The sequence below is a fragment of the Streptomyces aurantiacus genome, from assembly GCF_001418335.1.
Taxonomy (GTDB): domain Bacteria; phylum Actinomycetota; class Actinomycetes; order Streptomycetales; family Streptomycetaceae; genus Streptomyces; species Streptomyces aurantiacus.
This window is the reverse complement of the sequence record NZ_LIPP01000183.1, coordinates 1-21,043: the sequence shown is the minus strand read 5'-3', so window position 1 is coordinate 21,043 and position 21,043 is coordinate 1. Positions and strand designations below refer to the sequence as shown.

The 21,043-nt window shown below is 71.2% G+C and carries 12 protein-coding genes and 1 pseudogene; 8 read left to right on the top strand and 5 right to left on the bottom strand.

The window, feature by feature from the left end; genetic code table 11:
- Positions 1–44: 44 nt before the first annotated feature.
- Both AOK01_RS23735 and AOK01_RS23730 read left to right on the top strand, forming a co-directional pair.
- Positions 45–3,860 carry a S8 family serine peptidase gene (locus AOK01_RS23735; RefSeq protein ID WP_055515060.1) on the top strand — a complete coding sequence of 1,272 codons (3,816 nt, stop codon included), beginning with the start codon at positions 45–47 and terminating at the stop codon, positions 3,858–3,860.
- A 148-nt stretch (positions 3,861–4,008) separates the two neighbouring features.
- A complete protein-coding gene (locus AOK01_RS23730; RefSeq protein WP_055514971.1) occupies positions 4,009–5,013 on the top strand; it encodes a helix-turn-helix transcriptional regulator in 1,005 nt (334 codons plus the stop codon).
- Between the two features lie 134 nt (positions 5,014–5,147).
- On the opposite strand, the gene AOK01_RS23725 is transcribed toward AOK01_RS23730, so the two are convergent.
- The 3 genes from AOK01_RS23725 to AOK01_RS23715 form a co-directional block, all read right to left on the bottom strand.
- Positions 5,148–5,792 carry a DUF6629 family protein gene (locus AOK01_RS23725; protein WP_055514969.1) on the bottom strand — a complete coding sequence of 215 codons (645 nt, stop codon included), beginning with the start codon at positions 5,790–5,792 and terminating at the stop codon, positions 5,148–5,150.
- Between the two features lie 139 nt (positions 5,793–5,931).
- Entirely contained in the window at positions 5,932–6,888 is a 957-nt protein-coding gene (locus AOK01_RS23720) for an endonuclease/exonuclease/phosphatase family protein (protein WP_107099899.1), read from the bottom strand.
- Positions 6,889–6,982: 94 nt separating this feature from the next.
- The gene (locus tag AOK01_RS23715; protein WP_245702388.1) at positions 6,983–8,560 is read right to left on the bottom strand and encodes a phospholipid carrier-dependent glycosyltransferase; all 1,578 of its coding nucleotides are present in this window, start codon (positions 8,558–8,560) and stop codon (positions 6,983–6,985) included.
- 400 nt (positions 8,561–8,960) lie between these two features.
- On the opposite strand from AOK01_RS23715, the gene AOK01_RS23710 reads away from it, so the two are divergent.
- Positions 8,961–9,755: an NPP1 family protein gene (locus AOK01_RS23710; protein WP_382033400.1), complete on the top strand. Its 795-nt coding sequence runs from the start codon at positions 8,961–8,963 to the stop codon at positions 9,753–9,755.
- A 31-nt stretch (positions 9,756–9,786) separates the two neighbouring features.
- Here AOK01_RS23710 and AOK01_RS23705 read toward each other — a convergent pair whose 3' ends face one another.
- A complete protein-coding gene (locus AOK01_RS23705) occupies positions 9,787–10,671 on the bottom strand; it encodes an alpha/beta fold hydrolase (protein ID WP_157871464.1) in 885 nt (294 codons plus the stop codon).
- Positions 10,672–11,096: 425 nt separating this feature from the next.
- Between AOK01_RS23705 and AOK01_RS23700 the strand changes: the two genes are divergently transcribed.
- Both AOK01_RS23700 and AOK01_RS23695 read left to right on the top strand, forming a co-directional pair.
- Entirely contained in the window at positions 11,097–13,001 is a 1,905-nt protein-coding gene (locus AOK01_RS23700) for an AMP-dependent synthetase/ligase (RefSeq protein ID WP_055514962.1), read from the top strand.
- Positions 13,002–13,291: 290 nt separating this feature from the next.
- The gene (locus tag AOK01_RS23695; protein WP_055514960.1) at positions 13,292–16,303 is read left to right on the top strand and encodes a glycosyl hydrolase; all 3,012 of its coding nucleotides are present in this window, start codon (positions 13,292–13,294) and stop codon (positions 16,301–16,303) included.
- A gap of 333 nt (positions 16,304–16,636) precedes the next feature.
- Here the strand turns inward: AOK01_RS23695 and AOK01_RS23690 are convergent.
- A pseudogene (locus AOK01_RS23690) lies at positions 16,637–17,107 on the bottom strand (pep a2); the annotation flags it as partial.
- Between the two features lie 301 nt (positions 17,108–17,408).
- On the opposite strand from AOK01_RS23690, the gene AOK01_RS23685 reads away from it, so the two are divergent.
- From AOK01_RS23685 to treS, 3 genes are all read left to right on the top strand, one after another.
- Positions 17,409–17,699, top strand: a complete 291-nt coding sequence (locus AOK01_RS23685) for a DUF5133 domain-containing protein (protein WP_055514958.1) — start codon at positions 17,409–17,411, stop codon at positions 17,697–17,699.
- Positions 17,700–17,904: 205 nt separating this feature from the next.
- Positions 17,905–19,908, top strand: a complete 2,004-nt coding sequence (locus AOK01_RS23680; RefSeq protein ID WP_055515056.1) for an alpha-1,4-glucan--maltose-1-phosphate maltosyltransferase — start codon at positions 17,905–17,907, stop codon at positions 19,906–19,908.
- The coding region (gene treS, locus AOK01_RS23675; protein ID WP_055514956.1) for a maltose alpha-D-glucosyltransferase at positions 19,905–21,043 on the top strand (1,139 nt) is incomplete at its 3' end. The genes AOK01_RS23680 and treS, both read left to right, overlap by 4 nt.

The window sequence follows — 21,043 nt, the reverse complement described above, 5'->3', positions numbered from 1 at the left end:
AGCGCATGAACTTCTTCGTGCGTACGACGGAAGGCACGGCACTGATGAGACGGATCCGCCTGGTGGCGGCGATATCGACAGGACTCGCCCTGACAGCCGGCGCCGCGGCGCCGGTGGCCGCCCGCACCGGTACGGGGCCCACCGCGACAGCGGCGGCGGACGCCCCCGCACCGAAGAATCTCGGCACCCTGCGCCTGATCACGGGCGACCGGGTGACCGTGGGCACCGATGACGAAGGGCGGCCGACCGCCGCGGTCACGCCCGGCCCCGGGCGGCGGCACATCCTCTTCAGGACCTACGAGCAGGACGGGCGTCTGACGGTCCTGCCCTCCGACGCCGGGGAACTGGTCTCGGCGGGACGCCTGGACCGCGGGCTGTTCGACGTGAGCGCGCTCCTCGACCAGCGGTACGACGAGGCGCACAGCGACGCGCTCCCGCTGATCGTCGCGGGCGCCGACGGCGCGGCGAAGTCCGCCGTGCAGCGGCTGACCGGCCTCGCCGAGGACGGTTCGCCGGTCCGTCGACTCGACAGCATCGGCGCGCGGTCGGTGCGGGTCGCCGAGGAGGACCTGGGCCGGTTCTGGAAGGAACTGGCGCCGGCCGACGGCGCGGTGACCTCCGCGCGGGCCGCCGGCACGCCCCGGGTGTGGCTCGACGGCCGGGTGAACGCCTCGCTGGACCGCAGTGTCCCGCAGATCGGCGCGCCCGCCGTGTGGCAGGCAGGCCAGCAGGGCGAGTCCGTGAAGGTCGCCGTCCTGGACACCGGCGCCGACCGGTCCCATCCGGATCTGGCCGGACGGATCTCCGAGGTCAAGGACTTCTCCGGCAGCTCCGGGACCGAGGACGTCTTCGGGCACGGCACCCACGTCGCGTCCATCGTCGGCGGCAGCGGAGCCGCCTCCGACGGCGGCGGCAAGGGAGGCAAGGGCGTGGCGCCCGCCGCCGACCTGCTCGTCGGCAAGGTTCTCGGCGACGACGGCTTCGGCAGCGAGTCCCAGGTGATCGCCGGCATGGAGTGGGCGGCGGACTCGGGCGCCAAGGTCGTCAACATGAGCCTGGGCTCGGACAGCCCGAGCGACGGCACGGACCCGATGAGCCTCGCGCTGAACGAACTCACCGAGCGCACCGGCACGTTGTTCGTCGTCGCGGCGGGCAACAACGGCGAACAGGGCACCGGCACCATCGGCTCCCCCGGCGCCGCGGACGCCGCCCTCACGGTCGGCGCGGTCGACCGGGACGGCACCCTCGCCCCGTTCTCCAGCCGCGGTCCACGCACCGGCGACGACGCGGTCAAGCCCGATCTGACGGCGCCGGGCGTCGGCATCGTCGCGGCCCGCGCGGCCGGGACGACGATGGGCGACCCGGTCGACGCACACCATGTGGCGGCCTCGGGTACGTCGATGGCGGCACCGCACGTGGCGGGCGCCGCCGCGCTGCTCGCCCAGCGGCATCCCGACTGGCACGCGGACCGGCTGAAGGACGCGCTGGTCAGCACGGCCCGTACGGCAGCCGGCCAGGAGGTCACCGAGCAGGGCGGCGGCCTCGTCGACGTGGCCGCGGCCGCCCTGGGCCCGGTCACCGCCACGGGCACCGTCGCCCTGGGTCCGTTCGAGACCGGCGGCGGCGACCCGCGTACGACGCCGCTGCGGTACACGAACACCTCGGACGCCGACGTCACGCTGGCGCTCACCGCCCGGCTGGCCACGACGGGAGGCCGCACGCCGGCCGAAGGCGCGGTACGGCTCGGCTCCGGCTCGGTACGCGTGCCGGCCGGCGCCACCGCCGAGGTCGCGCTGACGGTCGATCCGGCCCGGGCCCAGCAGGGCGACTACTACGGGTACGTGACCGCGGCCTCCGCGGACGGCAAGGTCACCGTGCACACCACGGTCAGCCTGGCCGTGGAGGGGCCCGTACACCGGCTCACCGTCAAGACCCTTGACCTCGCGGGCAAACAGGTCCGGGCGCTGCCGGTCATCTGGGGTGCCGACGGCTTCGTGGGCTACACCGGTACCGACCCGGCCGTCGCCGAAGTCGAGGAGGGCACCTACCAGGTGAACGAATCGTTCCTGGACACGGCCGCCGACGGACAGGAACTGCGGCATGTGGTCCTGCCGGAGGTGAAGGTCACCAAGGACATGTCCGTCACCCTCGACGCGCGCAGGACCACCCTGGTCGACATCCGTACGCCCCGGCCCGCCGAGCAGCGCGGCATCCTCAGCTACCAGACGTACCGGAAGATCGACGGGCACAGCCTGACCCAGGGGACGATGTACTTCGACGTCGGCAAGCGTCTGTACGTGAGTCCCACCTCCGCCGTCACCGACGGCACCTTCGAGTTCGCCTCGCGCTGGCAGTACGTCGCACCGCTCCTCGACATGACGGTGTCGGGCGACAAGGACCCGCTGGACCCCTACTACATGCCCGCCTCGCCCCTGTTCGACGAGAAGGGGACCCGCCTGACCGCGGTCTCCGCGGGGGACGGCGCCGAGCCCGACTTCAGCAGGGCCCGCGGGAAGCTCGCGGTCCTCACCTTCGAACAGGCCGGCAGCGGGCGGGAGGTCGCCGCACAGGCGGCGGCGGCCGGTGTGCGCGGCATCGTGATGATCCACTTCAACGACATCGCGTGGACCCGCTGGCACGCCGAGGGCGACCGCTGGGGCGTACCGACCGTCAGGATCGGCGCGAGCGCGGGAGCCGCGCTGCTGAAGCGGATCGGCAAGGGGCACACCGCGGTGAAGTTCACCGGCACGGCCCGCAGCCCGTACCTGTACGACGTCATGCAGGTGTCGTCCCAGCGCATCCCGGACAAGGTCGTGCACACGGTGTCCGAGCGCAACAGCGCGGTCGTACGGGCCAGGTACGCCGACAACGGCGGCGCCCCGTGGGCCGCCGAGCAGCGCTTCGGCCGGCGGCCGTACCAGGACACCGCGTGGCTGCAGTACACCCGCTATGTGCCGACGGGCTTCGAGCGGACCGAGTACGTGAGCTCCGGCGACACCACGTGGCAGCATCTCGTGCACCACCGGACCACGTTCGACGTGGATCAGCCGCTGCTCGTCGGCATGGCGGACGCACCGCGCACGTACAAGGCCGGCGAGCGGACGAGCGACACCTGGCAGGGGGCCGTCGTCCGGCCGTCGATCCCGCGCGGCACCACCACACCGTCCGTGCGCACGGGTGACGTACTGAACCTGCGGATACCGGAGTTCACCGACTCGGGGGCAGGCCACCGCTCACGACTGCTCGCGGGCGGCGGCGGCATCGGTGTCGGCGGCTCGGGCGGGGCGAAGTCGGCGAAGTCGGCGGAGGCGGCGGAGGGCGACTCGGCCGCCGCCGTGCTGTACCGCAACGGCCGCAAGGCGGCGGAGGCCGGCACCGCGTGGACGGACTTCGAGGTCCCGTCCGGTGCGGCCGACTACCGGCTCGACCTCAGCACCTCACGCGTGTCGCAGGAGTGGGCGTACGGGACGGGCACCGAGACGTCCTGGTCGTTCCGCTCGGGCAGCACCCCCGCGGCGACGGCCCTGCCGCTGCTCCAGCTCGACTACGACGTACCGGTCGACGCGTACAACGCCGTCGGCCCCGGGCGCACCCACTCCGTCACACTGTCGGTCCGGGCCCAGGACGCCCTGGCCGCACCGCGCGGGGTGAGCGTCCAGGTCGAGGCCTCGTACGACGACGGCGGGAGCTGGAGCCGGGCCGAGGTGGACAACCGCGGGCACAACGCGTTCGAGGCAGCCGTCAAGAAGCCGTCGCGGATACGTGGCGACGCGTACGTGACGCTGAGGGTCACGGCACGGGACGCCGCGGGCAACTCCGTACGGCAGACCGTGCGGCGGGCCTACCTGCACCACGGATAGCCCTCCGCGGACAGGCATCACGGACAGGCGCTCCGCGTACGGCGGAGGGTGAGTGGGCCGAGGATCGCCCACTCACCCTCCGTGCCCGAAACACCCGTGCAGTACCGTGTTCGATCATTGAAGCCGGTCGGTCTCGGGGAGGGGCGCTTTGGCGCTGGAGGCGGCAGGGGTGTCGGAGGCCGAGGAGTCCGTCTACCGGCACCTGGTGACAGCGGGTCGGGCCTCGGCCCGTGACGTCGCCGAACGCACCGGGCTGAGCCCGGCGGAGGCCGAGCGGGTACTCGACGCGCTGGCCGTCAAGGGCATGGCGAGCCACACCGACGTGCTGCCCCGGCACTTCCGGGCCACTCCCCCGGACGTGGCGCTGATGCCTCGGCTGAAGCGGAACGCCGACGCGCTCGACCTCGCCCGGGCCGAGGCCGCCCGTCTGCTGCAGGTGCACCGCGACACGATGCGCCGGCGGGACGCCAGCGAACTGATCGAGGTCATCACGGGCGCCGAGGCGCTGCGCCAGCACCTGCGCCAGATCCAGGCGAGCGCCCAGGACGAGATGCTCTGGTTCTGCAAGGCCCAGTACGTGGCGATGCCGTCGGGCAGCAACGACTCGGAGTTCGAGGCGCTGACGCGCGGCGTGCGCTACCGGGTGCTGTACGAGAAGGCCTTCTTCGACGACGAGGGAGCCGTTGACAACGTTGTTGCGGGGGTGCGCGCCGGAGAGGTGGCCCGCGCCGTTCCGCATCTGCCGCTGCGGCTGGCGGTCGCGGACCGTGCCATCGCGGTCTGCCCGCTGGTGCCCGGCGGCCCCCAGGGCAGTCCGGACGAGCCCACCGCCGCGCTCGTACGGGACAGCAATCTGCTCGCCGCGCTCATCGCCCTGTTCGAGCGCTACTGGGAGGACGCCGTCCCGTTGGGCGTCGACGACTCGGGCGCGGTCGCCGGGACGGACGGGGTCGGCGGACCCGACCCGCTGTCCGCGATCGACCGGCGGCTGCTGGCGCTCCTGGTGGCGGGGGTCACCGACAAGGCGGTGGCCACCCAACTGGGCCTGAGCCGCCGCACGGTGCAGCGTCACATCCAGCGCATGATGGAGCTCGCCGGCGCGGCGACCCGTATGCAACTGGCCTGGCAGGCCGCGCGCCGCGGATGGCTCTGACCGGCGTTCCGCCGGAGCCGGCCGAGCACGGTGGCGAGCCTTCTCCACGGGGCCCGTCGACAGGACCCGTCGACGAGGCCCGTTGACGAGGCCCGTCGACGAGGCAGGGTAGGTGTCGCGGCCATCGCTCGCCGTCACGGTCCGGCGGGCACCCGGGGAACGCTCGCCGGCCCGGACCGCTCGCGCACCCAGCCGTACACGACCAGCGAGCACACCGCCGCGAACGCGCACCACGTCGAGACGAACTCCGCCCGCCACAGCGCCCAGCAGGTCACCGCGCCCACCGCCACCAGGACGCCCAGGGCCCGCAGGAGCCGGTCGCCGCAGAGCAGCAGCGAGCCGATCGTGGCCAGCAGATAGCCCGCCACGAGTACCTCCGCGCCGGGCAGGGAGACGGCGTAGCCGACGGTGTGGCCGCGGATCTCGGCCCGCACGGAATGGGTGGCGAGTCGGTACGAGAGCACGGCCGCGGTGGCGAGTCCGACGACGAGCGGGAGCATCAGCCGCCGCACGGCACCCGGCGGCGCCACGCACAGCACGCTCACCGGCACCCACACCGCGAGCAGGGGAAGGGCGATCGCCGCCCAGGTCACGGTGGCGGGTCCCGTGCCACCACCGGAACGCCAGACCAGCGACTCGACGATCTGGTGGAAGCCCAGGAGCAGGGGCAGTCCGGCCATGGGCAGATCGGCCGCTCTGCGGGTCCGCGCCACGCAGGCCACTCCGACGGCCGCGATGCCGCAGCCCGCCACGAGGTCGGCCGTCGCACTCCAGCACATCGCGCCACCAGGAGGTCAGGGGTTCGTGTCACGGGATCCGCACCTGCCGTGGTCACGCTACGGGCCGGGCCACCGCAGGCCCCGGCTGATACGGCCGTTCGGGCCCCTGTCCGGTCGCTTCATCCGGTGTCCGGTCGCTTCATCCGGTCCCTGTCGACAACTCGCTGTAGTAGAAGCTGTGATCCGAGTTGACGGTCCGGCGCGTGCCGGTGCGGTGCCATCGCCCGGCACTCCGCTCACCCCACGTGAACAAGTAGTCGATCTTGCGGCCGTCGTCGTAGGTCGGCCGGGTGTACGGCGGTCCGCTCTCCGGGGGGCCGCTCGCCTCGCTGCCGTCGCCGCCGTACAACACGTCCAGCTCGCGCGCGTCGGGCGGCGCGTTCAGGTCGCCCGCCAGGACGACCGGGCCGTCGGCGCCGAGCGGGTGCGTGCCGTCCGGCTTCCAGTCGTCATGGATGAACTCGGTCTGCTCCTGCCGTTCCCGGTCCCGCGTGCGGCCGACGCTCAGATGCGTACTGCATGCCGTGACGGGTGGCCCCGACCGGCCCGACCCGTCCGACCTGTACGCCCCATCCGGACTCTCCGGAGCACGGACGACGGCACAGATGATGCCCCGCTCCCCGCCCCTGCCGTCCGTGTTGGGCAGCAGTGCCGGTGGCAGGATCCGCACGGCCTCGTGGAACAGGAGGGCGTTCCCGTACGGCTGGCCGTCGGCGCAGTCCGTGCCGGTGTCGACGAAGGCGCTGCGCATGCCCAACTCCCGCGCCAACCGCTCTCCTTGGGCCTGGCAGACCTCCTGGAGGCCGATGAACAGCCACCGGTCCATGTCGCCGAGGGTGAGTTCCGAGATGGCGTCGGCCTCGTCCCTGATCCAGTCGCCCGCGTCGCCCCGGTGGCCGATGTTCCCGTAGATGTTGAACGTGCCGACGTAGCCGACATGGCCGGCGTAGTGGCCCCGTGAGGTGTCCGGTACGGCGGCCGCCCCGGACGCGGCGCCGCTTCTCGCGGGGAGTGCCACCAGTACGCACAGGAGGGCCGTCACCATCGCCCTGACCGCGCCGCGTCTCCTCTTGAGACCCGTCCGACGCATTGTCATGGATCCGACGATACCGGCGGACGCGCCGAACCGGTCGGGTCGAAGTGGTCGAAGTGGCGGATGCGATGGGGCCGTTCGCCCGTGGCTCTCGCCATCAGCGGCGCCTGTAGAGCGTGATCGAGTGGCCGACCTCGTCGATCGGCGTACTGGTGTCGAGCAGGGCGGCGAGCCGCCCGTCGGCCTTCGCCGCCGAGGAGTCGGACACCACGAGCAGCCCGTGCACCTCGCCGAGGGGGGCCTTGAGCGGATCGGACGCGTCGATGCCGTAGGAGGAGGGCACGCCCGCGCCCTTGTGGACGAGCCAGACCCGCTCGCCGGGATGGTGCCGCCGGAGGTGGTCCGCGAGGCGGCCCAGATCCTGACCCCAGTCGACGTTCGAGTCGTGCAGCCGCAGATGGGTCTTCGAAGGACCACCGAACGCCTCGTTGGAGTACGGCAGGTAGTACGGGTACGTGCGCAGCGAGCTGACCGCCACGAAGCAGACCAGTGCCACCGTCGCCCAGTGGGCGGGGCGACGGCGGAAGAGCGTCACCGCCGAGGCGCCGACGGCCAGGAACATCGGCATGAACACGGCGTACCGTACGCCGAGATCCCGGGCACCGTTCATGGAGACGCCCAGCAGCAGGGCCGCGGGGACGAGCACGTACGGAACGGCGGGGCGCAGCCGGCGCACGGCCAGGAGCGCTACGGCGCCCGCCGTCCACAGCGCGAGCATGCCGAGCGGTGTCTTCACCAGGAGCGCGGCCGGCAGGTAGTACCAGAGCGAGCCCTCGTACAGCCGTCCGAAGAGGAAGCCCTGCCAGATGTCGTACTCGAAGCCGAACTGGACGCGCATGCCGTCCCGGTAGGCCTCGGGGAACGGCAGCCATGCCGCGACCCGGCCGCGCATCCCGCGGATGTCCGGCACGTTCTCGGGCGCCGTCCAGCGCAGCCGTGGGTCGACGACGAGGTACGTGACCCACACGACGGCGACCGCGACCAGCGCCATACCGACGGCGGCGGCCACCCCGTACGCGACGAGGTGCATCCGGGCACGAACACGGGCACGGGCGTCGGAGTTCTGAGTGCGGCCGGCGTGCTGGAACGACAGGACCGCCAGCAGCATCAGCACCGGGATCACCGGCAGCACGCTCATCTTCGTGGCCGTCGCCGCGCCCAGGGCCACTCCGGCGAGCGGCAGGTAGAAGTACGGTCGCCGCCGGGCCCGCCACAGCAGCCATACGCAGGTGAGCAGGAATCCGGCCGCGGGCACGTCGAGTGTGGCCAGCGAACCGTTCGCGATGACGTCCGGGGAGAACGCGTACAGGGCGAGGGCCACGAGCCCGCCTGCCGGGCCGGTGAGGTCGCGGGCGAACGCGAGGACCACGAGACCGAACAGCAGCGTCAGGACGATCACCGGGAGGCGCGCGTACAGCATGAGGTGCCCGGGGTCGTTGCCCGACTCGTACAGCACGTGCCGACCGAGCGCCGTCTGGCTGCCGACGAAGCCGGAGTCGAGGCGCGCGTCGGTGAACACCAGGCCGGACGCGATGATCAGCTTGCCGAGCGGCGGGTGTTCGGGGTTGTAACGGAAGCTGTGTTCCTTGAGGTACACCTCGGCCGTGGCCACGTACACCGGTTCGTCGATGGTGGGGGTCTGCTCGACGGCGGTGGTGACCATCGCGACCGCCATCTCGGCGAGGAGAGCGACGACGGCCAGCGCGTACCACCACCGCCGGTGCCGCACGTACCACTCGTGCCAGCCGTGCCACCCGTGCCATGAGTGCAGCGCGTGCCGCGTCAACTCCGCGGACGCGGCGGGTCGTTCGGCCGTGTCCGTCGGTTCGGGCGGGTGGAGGGCGGTGTGCCGGCCACCCTCGGGCCGGGTGGTCCGCGGCGCGCTCATGCCGCACAGCTTTCCATCAACCCCCGTCGTCCGTGACGTTCTTGGGCCGGACGAGCCACAACTGTTCGGCACTCCGTAACCGTTGCGCCTCCTGGGTCCTCTTGGCACGGGCGGGAAAACCAGCAACCCTGAGCTGGACATGTCATACAGGGCGTTGGCCTGCACAAGGCCGATGAGGAGGACGCTTGTGAACGGCAGACCGGTATCGAAGCTCTTCGGATCACGGCGCCTGGGACGGAGGTCGCTCGGCGTCCTCGCGGGCGCCGCCGCTCTGGTCCTCGCTTTCCCGGCCACCGCCCTGGCGGCGCCACCCGGCGCCCTGCCCGCCAACGCCGAGGCACTGGACCAGACGTACCAGCCCGCCTACGACTACGACACGGACGGCTGCTACGCCACGCCGGCCATCGGCCCGGGCGGGGCCGTCAACGGCGGACTGAACCCGAGCGGCGCCCTCAACGGCCAGTGCCGGGACGCCTCGGACCTGGACAACACCAACGGTTACTCGCGCTCCAAGTGCAACAACGGCTGGTGCGCGATCGTCTACGCCTCCTACTTCGAGAAGGACCAGGCCGTGGCCGGCAGCGGGCTCGGCGGGCATCGGCACGACTGGGAGCACGTCGTGGTCTGGGTGCAGAACAACCAGGCCGAGTACGTCTCGACGTCCGAGCACGGCTCGTTCGTGATCCACAACCGTTCGGCGATCCGCTGGGACGGGACACACGCCAAGATCGTGTACCACAAGGACGGGATCAGCACGCACTGCTTCCGCTCCGCGACCGCGAACGACGAGCCGCCGGAGAACCACAAGGGGACCTGGCAGTACCCGCCGCTGGTCGGCTGGAACGGCTATCCGGCCGGGATACGTGACACCCTGACGTCGTACAACTTCGGCAGTGCGACGCTCGGCATCAAGGACAGCACGTTCAACTCGCACCTGGCGTCGGCCAAGCCGTCGGGGATCGCGTTCGACCCCAACGCCTGATCGGGCGTCACACCCGCGGTCCTGGCCACCGTCACTTCGGTGAGCCTGCCCGACCGTCCGGGGGCGGCGGCGTCCCGGCTCTGCCGGGAGCGTCGCCGTCGGGACGGTCCGGCAGGACCGCGGCGGCGAAGGCGGCGATGTCCTGGACGAGCCGTTCGGGCTCCTCCCAGTACAGGGCGTGACCGGCACCCTCGTACACGACGAGCCGCGCGTCGAAGACCGTGTCGACGATCCGCTGCTGATCGGCGCGCGGCAGGACGCTGTCGGCGTCGCCCCAGAGCACGAGCGTGGGGACGAGGATGCCCCTCAGTGTGGCCGCGAGGTCCGTCTCCAGCAGGCCGCGCACGGTGTCCCGCCAGACCCGTGCGGGCACTTTCAGCTTCTCCTCGGTGATCGTCGCGAGGAGTCCGCGGCCCAGCGGCCGGTCCGTGAGGCCGCCGAGCAGTTCCTCGACGAAGGCGCGCGGCACGGGGTCGGCGAGCTTCTTGGCCTTCTCCCCCAGGGCCGCCGCCCCTGGCTTGTCGGCGAGGGTGGCCGGAACGCCCGCCAGGACGAGGCCCGCCACCCGGTCCGGGTGGCTGCCCGCGACCAGCCGCGCGGCCACCCCGCCGCTCGACGCACCGACCAGGACGGCACGGCGGACGCCCACGGCGTCGAGGAATTCCACGAGGTCGCCGGCGAAGTCTTCCGGAGCGTAGCCGTCCGGGGGCCGTTCGGCGTCGCCGTGGCCGCGCTGGGTGGGGGCGTACCCGTGCAGCGCGGCGGGCAGCTGTCTGAGCAGGGGCTCGAACGTCCACCAGGAGTCCGCGAGGCCGTGCACGAAGACGACGGGAACGCCTTCCGGGTAGCCGGCCTCCGCGTACGGGAGGACGAGCCCGCTCCTCAGCCGGGCGGCCTTCACCGCGATCGTGCTCACGGCGGCCCTCCTGACGTCGGTCGGCCCCCTCGCACGCGGACCGCCGGCCGGCCCGACGGTCTCCTTCATCGCAATTTCTGCAACTACTGCAACTACTGCAATTTCATCGTAATGAGGGGCGGAGCGGACCGCCCGTCCAGCCCGTCCGGCCTCTCCGCTCCCATCCGGTCCCTCCATACCCGTCCATGCCCCCTGCACCGCCCGCCCATGCCCCTTCCGGCCCGCCCATGCCGGTGCCCGCGTACAGATAAGGGGCACTCCGGCAGAAGAACCACTTCCTGCTCGACGGACCGCAGTGGCTCGGTGACAATCAGGTCAGGATGATCGACCGTTCGTGACCCAACCCCCGCCGTCGTGGGCTAGATTTCGAACGCCCTCGATTCCGGACTCCATCGGAGGGGCGCTCTGAGATTCTGGAGCGGCACATGCACCCCTTGGAAATATCCAGACAGGCCCCCTTACTGATGCAGGGAGGGCTCGCCGACAGTCTCTTCGAGACTGCGGAACGCGACCCGCTCCTCCAGCAGTTGGCACGCCGCTCCGACACCTCTCCCCCGGTCTGGTCGCCGGTCACCGCGATCGAGTTGCGGGACGAAGTGGTGGGCGTCGCACGCGGCTTCATCGCGGCCGGGATCTTCCCGGGCCACCGCGTGGCCGTCATGGCCCGCACCCGCTACGAGTGGACCGTGCTCAGCTACGCGCTGTGGACGGTGGGCGCCGAGATCGTTCCGATCCACCCGACGTCCTCGCACGAACAGGTGGGGTGGATCCTCCAGGACGCGAGCTGCGTCGCCGTGGTGGTGGAGGACGAGCAGGGCATCATGACGGTCGGCTCGGTGTGCGCCGCACTGCCCGCCCTGCGGCACGTCTGGCAGCTCGACGCCGGGGCCCTGGCGGACCTGGCCGAGTCGGGCCTGTCGGTACCGGTCACCACCGTCGAGTCCATGCGCCGGATCGTGCTGCCCGACTCGACCGCCGTCATCGCCTACACCTCCGGCACGACGGGGCACCCCAGGGGCTGCGCACTGAGCCACAGCAGCCTGGGCAGCCCCTGCGACACGCTGCTGGCCGGGTGGGGACACACCACGGCGCCGTCGGGGCAGCAGCCGACCGTGCTGGCCCTCCTGCCCTTCTCGCACGTCTACGGCCTGATGGTCCAGGGGCTGTGCATGCGCGGCGGCATGCTCATGGGCCACGAACCCGACCTGCGCGCGGAGACACTGGCCGACGCCCTGCTGTCCTTCCGGCCGACCTATCTCTACGCCGTACCGTTCGTCTTCGAGAAGCTCTACAAGAATTTCCTGCGCAAGGCCGAAGAGGCCGGCCGCGGAGCCGTGTTCGAGCGCGCCGTGCGCACCGCGCAGGAGTTCGCCGCGGCCACCGAGCGGCAACGGCTGGGAGCAGGGCCGGGGCCCGGCCTCGATCTTCGCCTGCAACACGCTCTGTACGACAAGACGGTGTACCGGAAGCTCCGCGCGGCACTGGGCGGAAAGGTGTGCGGCGCCGTGTCCGGCGGCTCCCCCCTCAACCGGGAACTGGCCCTCTTCTACTCGGGAATCGGTATCCCGGTCCACGACGGCTACGGGCTCACCGAGACGAGCGGCGGCATCACGGCCCAGCCCGTCGGCCGGGAGAAACTCGGCACCGTGGGGCAGGCCCTGCCCGACACGGAGATCCAGGTGGCAGAGGACGGGGAGATCCTCGTGCGGGGGCCCTCGGTCTTCCAGGGCTACATCAACGACGAGGAGGGCAACCAGGCCGCGTTCCACAACGGCTGGCTCGCCACGGGCGACCTCGGCCGGCTCGACGACGAGGGCTATCTGAGCGTCATCGGCCGCAAGAAGGACATCGTCGTCACGAGCGGCGGCAAGAGTGTCGCTCCCGCGGCGCTCGAAGAGCGTCTGCGGGTCCATCCGCTCATCCACCAGGCGGTGGTCGTGGGCGACAACCGGCCCTGCGTGGGGGCCCTGATCACCCTCGACGCCGAGTACCTCGCGTACTGGCGCTCGGTCCACACCGTGCCGGGCGAGGCGTACGACCGCGTACTGCGCGAGGAGAACGCCCTGCGGGAGGAGATCAACCGCGTGGTGGGCGCGGCCAACTCCACCGTGCCGCACGTGGAGTCCATTCGTGTGTACCGGGTACTGCCCGAGCCGTTCGACCTGGCCAACGGGTTGCTCACCCCGTCGATGAAGCTGCGCAGGGACGCCATCGGGCAGCGGTACGCCGCCGAGATCGAGGCGATGTACCAGTCGTCCTCGCGAGCCCCCCGGAGCCTGGCACCCGCCGATCCCTACAACTGGGACGAGGCGGACAACGTCTTCGGGTGAAGACCGCCGTGCCGTTGTGAGGGTCGCCGGGCGGGCCGGAGAGTAGGGGCGCAGCCCCACTCTCCCAGGGGCGCGGGGAACTGCGCGACCAGCCCTCCACCGGCCAGGCAGCCGGCATAGGACGGTATCAGCCGACCGCCACCGCGGCCCGCCGGCTTATTTGTGTCGTGCACGCTTCTTGACGCCCCTTGATCCAGCGTCTTACTTTCACAGCGATTAAAACGATTCAACGCCCTGGGCCCCGCAAGGGGGTCCTCTTTGTGCTGCCCGCCGACAGTGGAACAGGAACCATGAACGACCTCACCTCAGTTCACCGGACGGGTGTCCCGCGCCGAACCCTCCTCGCCGCCGCGGCCGTCGCAGCCGCCGCCGGCGCCGTCGACTGGGCGGCGCCCGGTCGCGCCTCGGCCGCCACCGCGGGTGCCACCGGCGCCTCTCCCGCTCTGCCCTTCGCCGATCCCGGCCGGGCGGTGCGCCCCAAGTTCCGCTGGTGGTGGCCCGACGGCCTCGTACGGCCCGACGAGATCAGACGGGAGATCGACCAGATCGCCGACGCGGGGTTCGGCGGCGCCGAGATAGCCGCCGTCCACCACAGCGTCACCGACACCGCCGCACTGGACACGGCCCGCCACGGCTGGGGAACCGCCGCCTGGGTCACGGGAGTCGAGGCCGCGCTGAGCCAGGCCGCGCGTCGCGGTCTCACCATCGACCTGACCGTCGGACCCAGTTGGCCCGCCGCCGTTCCGGGCATCACCCCCGACAGCGAAGCCGCCGTCAAGGAACTCGCCCACGGAGCGGCGACCGTCGCCCCCGGCGCCACGTTCACCGGCCCCGCTCCGAAGCCCGTCCACGAGGCGGCTTCCGGCGTGCGCGAGCAGCGGCTGCTGCTGGTCCAGGCGGCCCGGGTGAACACCGCGAACTCCACCCGCAAGGAGACCGGCCTCGACCTGGCCTCGGTCCGCGATCTCACCTCCGACGTCACCGACGGCGCCCTGAACTGGACCGCGCCCGACGACGGCACCTGGGTGGTGATCGCGTACTGGGTGCGCGGCTCCGGCCAGACTCCGGAAGCCGGACCGCACACCGACCCGCCCGCCTACGTCGTCGACCACTTCAGCGCCGCCGGCACGCGCGCGGTGACCGACTTCTGGGAGGCGCACATCCTCACGCCGGCCGTCCGCCGGCTGCTGAAGGTCTCCGGCGGGGCGCTCTTCGAGGACTCCATCGAGCTGGAGACCGACGGACTCCAGTGGACGCCGGGCCTGCCCGACGCGTTCCTCGAACACACCGGCCGCTCCCTGCTGCCGCTCCTGCCCGCCCTGATCCTCGACAACAGCAACCAGGTGTACGCGTTCGAGGCCGCCGTCACCCGCCAGATCCGCCACGACTTCTGGGAGACGGTCTCCACCCTCGTCAACAAGCACCACTTCACGGCGCTGCGCACCTGGGCCCACTCGCTGGGACTGCAACTGCGCTCCCAGCCCTACGGTCTGCAGACCGACGCCATCGCCACGGCCGCGATCCTCGACATCGCCGAGGGCGAGTCGCTGGGCTTCAAAAACCTCGACGACTACCGGTGCCTGGCCGGCGGCCGTGACATGGCCGGGCACACGGTGCTCTCGTGCGAGGCCGGCGCGTACACGGGCAGTGCCTACAGCACCACATGGCAGAGGTTCCTGCGCACCATGGGCGGCGCCTACGCCGCCGGAGTCAACCAGACCGTCGTCCACGGCTTCTCCTACGCCGAGTTCCCGGGCGTCAACTGGCCCGGATACGCGGCCTTCACCCCGTACAAGGGCGTGGCCGGCTACGGCGAGTCCTGGGGTCCCAGGCATCCCACCTGGACCCACGTCTCGGACGTCTCCGGCTACCTCGGCCGTGTCCACCAGGTCCTGCAGACCGGCCGGGCCAAGGCGGACGTGGCGGTGTTCCGGCAGACCGGCTACTCGGCCACCGGCATCGGCGCCTCCTGGTTCACCGCCACGGGCATCACGCTCGGCTGGACCCACCAGTTCCTCAGCGGCCCGCTCCTGGACCTGCCCTCCGCCACCGTGCGCGAGGGACGGCTCGCCCCCGACGGGCCCGCCTACAAGGCCCTGTTCGTCGAGGGCGACTTCTTCTACGGCTCCACGGTGACCCTCGCCCTGCGGGACGCGCGCGCCCTGCTGCGGCTCACCCGCGCCGGACTGCCGGTCGTCCTCCTCGGCGCCTGGGACACGGTGGTGCCGTCCGGCGTCCCCGACAGCGGCGAGAGCGACGAACTGCTGTCCGTGGTCAAGGAGTTGCTGGCCCAGCCACTGGTCCGGAAGGTCACCGACAAGGCCGCGGTCGGCGACGCGCTCACCGCGCTCGGGGTGCGGCCCGACGTCGGGTACGCGAGCGCCTCGACCCTCCTCAACGCCCACCGGACGGCCGACGGCGTCGACTACTACTACCTGTGCAACGGCAAGCACGCCGAGACCGTCAAGCCGCCGGTCGCCGCCGTCGACCACGAGGTCACCCTCCACCGCACCACGGCCAAGGGGGTGCCGTACGTACTGGACCCCTGGACGGGGAAGGCCGAGCGCGTCGCCCGCTACACCGAGGACGGCGACTCGGTCACCGTGCGGGTCACCCTTGAGCCCGCGGAGACCCTCATCGTGGCGATCGGCCGGCCGGGCCTCTTCGGCGACCGCAACGGCGCCCGCCCGCACGTCGTCGACAGCGAGGCCGACGAGGCGCGCTTCACGGACGCGGGCCTCACCGTGCGGGCCACGGCCGCGGGCACGTACCGGACCGTGCTCTCCAAGGGGCGCGCCGTCAGCACCTCGCTCAAGGACATCCCGGAGCCGATCGCACCGGCCTCGTGGCGTCTGAGCGTCCAGGACTGGCGGCCCGGCGCCTCGGCCACCCGCACCACCGTCGTCGAGCACGACCTGACGCTGGACGCGCTGGTGCCCTGGTCGCAGATTCCCGAACTCGCCGACGTCTCGGGCATCGGCCGCTACCGCACCACGGTCACCCTCGGCCGCGGCTGGACCGGCGGGTACGGCGCGCGTCTGGAGCTGGGCGCGGTCACCGACACCTGCCGGGTCACGGTCAACGGCCACCGGCTCGACCCGGTCGACCAGATCCATCCTGTGGTGGATCTGGGCGGTCTGCTCCGGCGCGGCGCGAACGTCATCGAGGTCGAGGTGGCCACCCCGCTCGCCAACCGGCTGCGGGTCAGCGACCCCGCGGTGTACGGCGGCGTGGCCCGGGGAGCGTACGGGCTGCTGGGGCCGGTCCGGCTGGTCCCCTACGGGGAGGCCCGGATCGGCTGATCCGGTCCGCGCCCGGGTCCGCGGTGGACCCTGGCCACCGCACGGGTCCACCTGGTCCACCGCCGTGCCGGACGACCGTTCCTTCCCGTCCGGCACGGGCAACGGGCAGGACGGCCGTCGGCCCGCGGCCACCGAAGTGGTCGCGGGCCGACGGGCGGTCCTACCCGGATGCCGTAATGCGCGAGGTTCCGTCGTACGCGTTCGCGTGACTCACCTGGCCCCGGTCCCGGCCACGACCGGCCGGCGCACCACGGTTCTGAGCGCGCCCTCTCCGGGATCGCCGGAGGGGGCGCCGCCGAGCGCCGCACCCACGAGGGGGTCCTCGGGCACCGGGCCCGCCAGGACCGGTACGGGCAGCTCGCGGGGCGTCCGCAAGGCTTCCCGCAGGCTGGGCTCGGGTACGGGCGGGACCAGCGGGGCGCGTTCCATGGCGCGGACCCGGCGGGAGAACCAGACGATCCTTCCGCCGCTGCCCGTGGCACACCACCCCCAGCCGTCGCTCAGCGCGGCGATGTGGGCCAGGCAGCCCCATGTCGCGGACTGCGGGTGGGACTCCCCGTCGATGTCCGCGATCGCGGTGATGAGGTGCTGGCCGTTCCACCACATCTCAAGCGTGGTGTTCTTGTCCGTCGCGTGCGCCGCGATCGTTCGCAGCAGCTTCTCGGCGCAGTGGCAGACGGGCTCGACGAGGTTCTCCAGGTCCCAGTACCGGAGATGGGCGGCCAGAATGCGCCTGACCTGATCGACCCGCTCCGGACTGACTTCCACGTCGAGGTGGTAGTAGCAGGGCACTACGGTCTTCATCGTCGTTGGCTCCTCACCGGCGAAGCTCTCGCTCCTCCTCGCCCCGGTGGGCCGAGCTCTGAATGCAGAGCGTGAGCAGTGATCGCTTCTGAGTCATTCCCAGGGTGCGAGTGGTACTCCATTCGTGCAACCCGAGAGACGACCGAATGTCGTTGAAGCGACAACAGGACGTTGAGTGGACTCGCATGCACCATGAGTGAAGGTGTCGGCCGCCGCAGTCGGTCGATGCCTCTGCGTGCACGGCCCTCACGCACATCCGGGCGAACCGTGCGCACCCAAGGGAGTGGAGGTGACCAGTGCGATGCTGCTGCCCGCCAAAGATGAGGTCGCCAGGTATCTGAAGCTGTACCGGACCTGGGAACGCATGATGCTCGCGGCGCCCGCCGACCGTGCCGCGCGGGGCAATTTCGAGGACACGGGCTACACGCTCTGCGTCCTCATGGGCAAACGGTGTGCGCGCGAGGCCGTGCACGCCGCCGAGCGCTATCTGGCGGCCGGTTCGGCCCGTCGCCGCGAACGGGCGAACGGCCGCTCCCCGAAGGGCGCGCTTCCGGCGCGTCCCGACGGGCTCGCCACGAGCCCCGCGACCTAGCGCGACCTAGAGAAGAAAGCCTCCCGACACGATGACGAACCGCGAACCGCGGACCACGAGCAGGACGAGGACCGGAGCCGGGCTCGGGCGCAGGCTCCGGCTCTGGTTCAGGACAAGGACAACCACAGCGGCAACGACAGCGACGACGGAGGTGAATTGCATGACCGAGAACCCGGCCGACGGCTGCGTCCCCCCTGTTGGCCGTATGCCCGTCGCCCCGTTCGGCCGAGTCCCCGTCGTCGATGTCCGTCCGGCCGTCGACCGTGGCGACCGCCCGGCGAAGGCGGTTCCGGGAGAGTCCTTCGAGATCTCCGCGACGGTCTTCCGCGAGGGCCACGACGCGGTCGCCGCGAACGTCGTCCTGCGCGACCCCGAGGGCCGCGCCGGCCCCTGGACCCCCCTGCACGAACTCGCTCCCGGCACCGACCGCTGGGGCGCCGACGTCACACCCACGACGGTGGGCGAGTGGACCTACTGGGTGGAGGCGTGGTCGGACCCCGTGTCCGCCTGGCGCCGGTCCGCCCGCATCAAGGTCCCGGCCGGCATCGACGTGGGCCTGGTCCTGGAGGAGGGCGCCGAGTTGTACGAGCGGGCCGCCGCCGGAGTGCCGCACGAGGCGGGGCGGGCGGCGGTCCTGACGGCCGCGGACGCCCTGCGCGACGATTCCCGGCCGCCGGCCGCCCGGCTCGCCGCCGCCCTGACTCCTGACGTGGACGCGGCGTTCGCCGAGCACCCGCTGCGGGAACGGATCTCCCGCTCGGCCCCGCTCCCCCTGTCGGTGGAGCGGGAGCGGGCGCTGTACGGCTCCTGGTACGAGTTCTTCCCGCGCTCGGAGGGCGCGGTGGTCGAACCCGGCAGGCCACCGGTCAGCGGCACGTTCCGCACCGCGGCGAGGCGGCTGCCGGCGATCGCCGAGATGGGCTTCGACGTGGTGTACCTGCCTCCGGTCCACCCCATCGGCACGACCTTCCGCAAGGGCCCGAACAACAACCTGTCGGCCAGTCGCGAGGATGTCGGGGTGCCCTGGGCGATCGGGTCGCCGGAGGGCGGGCACGACGCCGTCCACCCCGACCTCGGCACGATCGACGACTTCGACGCGTTCGTGCGCCGGGCCGCCGAGCTGGACCTGGAGATCGCTGTCGACTTCGCGCTCCAGTGCTCACCCGACCACCCGTGGGTGGAGAAACACCCGGAGTGGTTCCATCACCGCCCCGACGGCACGATCGCATACGCCGAGAACCCGCCGAAGAAGTACCAGGACATCTACCCGATCGCCTTCGACCGGGACATGCCGGGCCTGGTGCGGGAGACGCTCCGGGTGCTGCGGTTCTGGATGGGGCACGGCGTACGGATCTTCCGCGTCGACAACCCCCATACGAAACCGGTCATTTTCTGGGAACAGGTCATCGCGGAGATCAACCGCACCGACCCGGATGTGATCTTCCTGGCCGAGGCGTTCACGCGCCCGCAGATCATGCACGCTCTGGCACGTGCCGGTTTCCAGCAGTCGTACACGTATTTCACCTGGCGCAATACCAAGGAGGAGCTGACCGAATACCTCACCGAACTCTCCGGTGACGCGGCGGCCCATATGCGGCCCAACTTCTTCGTCAACACCCCCGACATTCTTCCGGGCTTCCTCCAGCACGGCGGCCGGCCCGCTTTCGAGATCCGGGCCGTTCTGGCGGCGACGCTCTCTCCCTCCTGGGGGATGTACGCGGGATACGAGCTGTGCGAGAACGCCGCGGCCGGCGCCGGTACCGAGGACTATCTCGACTCGGAGAAATACCAGCTGCGGCCCCGGGACTGGGAATCCGCCGAGCGTTCGGGAACGTCCATCGCGCCGCTCATCGGTTCGCTGAACAGAATCCGGCGGGAACACGGCGCGCTGCGCCTGCTGCGGAACGTCCATTTCCACGAGACCGACAACGACGCCGTGCTCGCGTACAGCAAACGGGACGGCTCGGACACGGTTGTGGTGGTGGTGAATCTCGATCCCCATCACACCCAGGAGGCCACGGTCTCGTTGGACATGCCACACCTCGGCCTCGACGAGCACGCGTCCGTGCCGGTACGCGACGAACTCACCGGCGAGGTCTACCACTGGGGCAGGACCAACTACGTACGCCTCACCCCCGGACACCGGCCCGCGCACGTCACGACCGTCCTGCGACCGTCCCCACCGCCCACCGGAGGGTCACCCACATGATCGTCAACGAACCCGTCCCGGACACCTTCGAAGACACCCCCGCCAAGGACCGCGACCCCGAATGGTTCAAACGCGCCGTCTTCTACGAAGTCCTCGTCCGCTCCTTCCAGGACAGCAACGGCGACGGCATCGGCGACCTCAAAGGCCTCACCGCCAAACTCGACTACCTCCAATGGCTCGGCGTCGACTGCCTCTGGCTGCCTCCCTTCTTCACCTCCCCCCTCCGCGACGGCGGCTACGACGTCTCCGACTACACCGCCGTCCTCCCCGAATTCGGCGACCTCGCCGACTTCGTCGAATTCGTCGACGCCACCCACCAACGCGGCATGCGCGTCATCATCGACTTCGTCATGAACCACACCAGCGACCAACACCCCTGGTTCCAAGCCTCCCGCACCGACCCCGAAGGCCCCTACGGCAACTACTACATGTGGGCCGACAACGACCACCAATACCCCGACGCCCGCATCATCTTCGTCGACACCGAAGCCTCCAACTGGACCTTCGACCCCCAGCGCAAGCAGTACTACTTCCACCGCTTCTTCTCCCACCAACCCGACCTCAACTACGAAAACCCCGCCGTCGTCGAAGAAATCATCTCCGCCCTCCGCTTCTGGCTCGACCTCGGCATCGACGGCTTCCGCCTCGACGCCGTCCCCTACCTCTTCGCCGAAGAAGGCACCGACTGCGAAAACCTCCCCGCCACCCACCACATCCTCAAACGCGTCCGCGCCGAAATCGACGCCCACTACCCCGACACCGTCCTCCTCGCCGAAGCCAACCAATGGCCCGAAGACGTCGTCGACTACTTCGGCGACTACACCGCAGGCGGCGACGAATGCCACATGGCCTTCCACTTCCCCGTCATGCCCCGCATCTTCATGGCCGTCCGCCGCGAATCCCGCTACCCCGTCTCCGAAATCCTCGCGAAAACCCCCGCCATCCCCTCCGGCTGCCAATGGGGCATCTTCCTGCGCAACCACGACGAGCTCACCCTCGAAATGGTCACCGACGAAGAACGCGACTACATGTACGCCGAATACGCCAAAGACCCCCGCATGCGCGCCAACATCGGCATCCGCCGCCGCCTGGCCACCCTCCTGGACAACGACCGCAACCAGATCGAACTCTTCAC

Bases quoted from the DNA above. Each gene is read 5' to 3' on its own strand.
- AOK01_RS23715 (WP_245702388.1), bottom strand. From the start codon at position 8,560: ATGGCGGTCGCGATGGTCACCACCGCCGTCGAGCAGACCCCCACCATC.
- AOK01_RS23700 (WP_055514962.1), top strand. From the start codon at position 11,097: ATGCACCCCTTGGAAATATCCAGACAGGCCCCCTTACTGATGCAGGGA.
- AOK01_RS23725 (WP_055514969.1), bottom strand. From the start codon at position 5,792: ATGTGCTGGAGTGCGACGGCCGACCTCGTGGCGGGCTGCGGCATCGCG.
- AOK01_RS23685 (WP_055514958.1), top strand. From the start codon at position 17,409: ATGCTGCTGCCCGCCAAAGATGAGGTCGCCAGGTATCTGAAGCTGTAC.
- AOK01_RS23720 (WP_107099899.1), bottom strand. From the start codon at position 6,888: ATGACAATGCGTCGGACGGGTCTCAAGAGGAGACGCGGCGCGGTCAGG.
- AOK01_RS23735 (WP_055515060.1), top strand. From the start codon at position 45: ATGAGACGGATCCGCCTGGTGGCGGCGATATCGACAGGACTCGCCCTG.
- AOK01_RS23695 (WP_055514960.1), top strand. From the start codon at position 13,292: ATGAACGACCTCACCTCAGTTCACCGGACGGGTGTCCCGCGCCGAACC.
- AOK01_RS23680 (WP_055515056.1), top strand. From the start codon at position 17,905: ATGCCCGTCGCCCCGTTCGGCCGAGTCCCCGTCGTCGATGTCCGTCCG.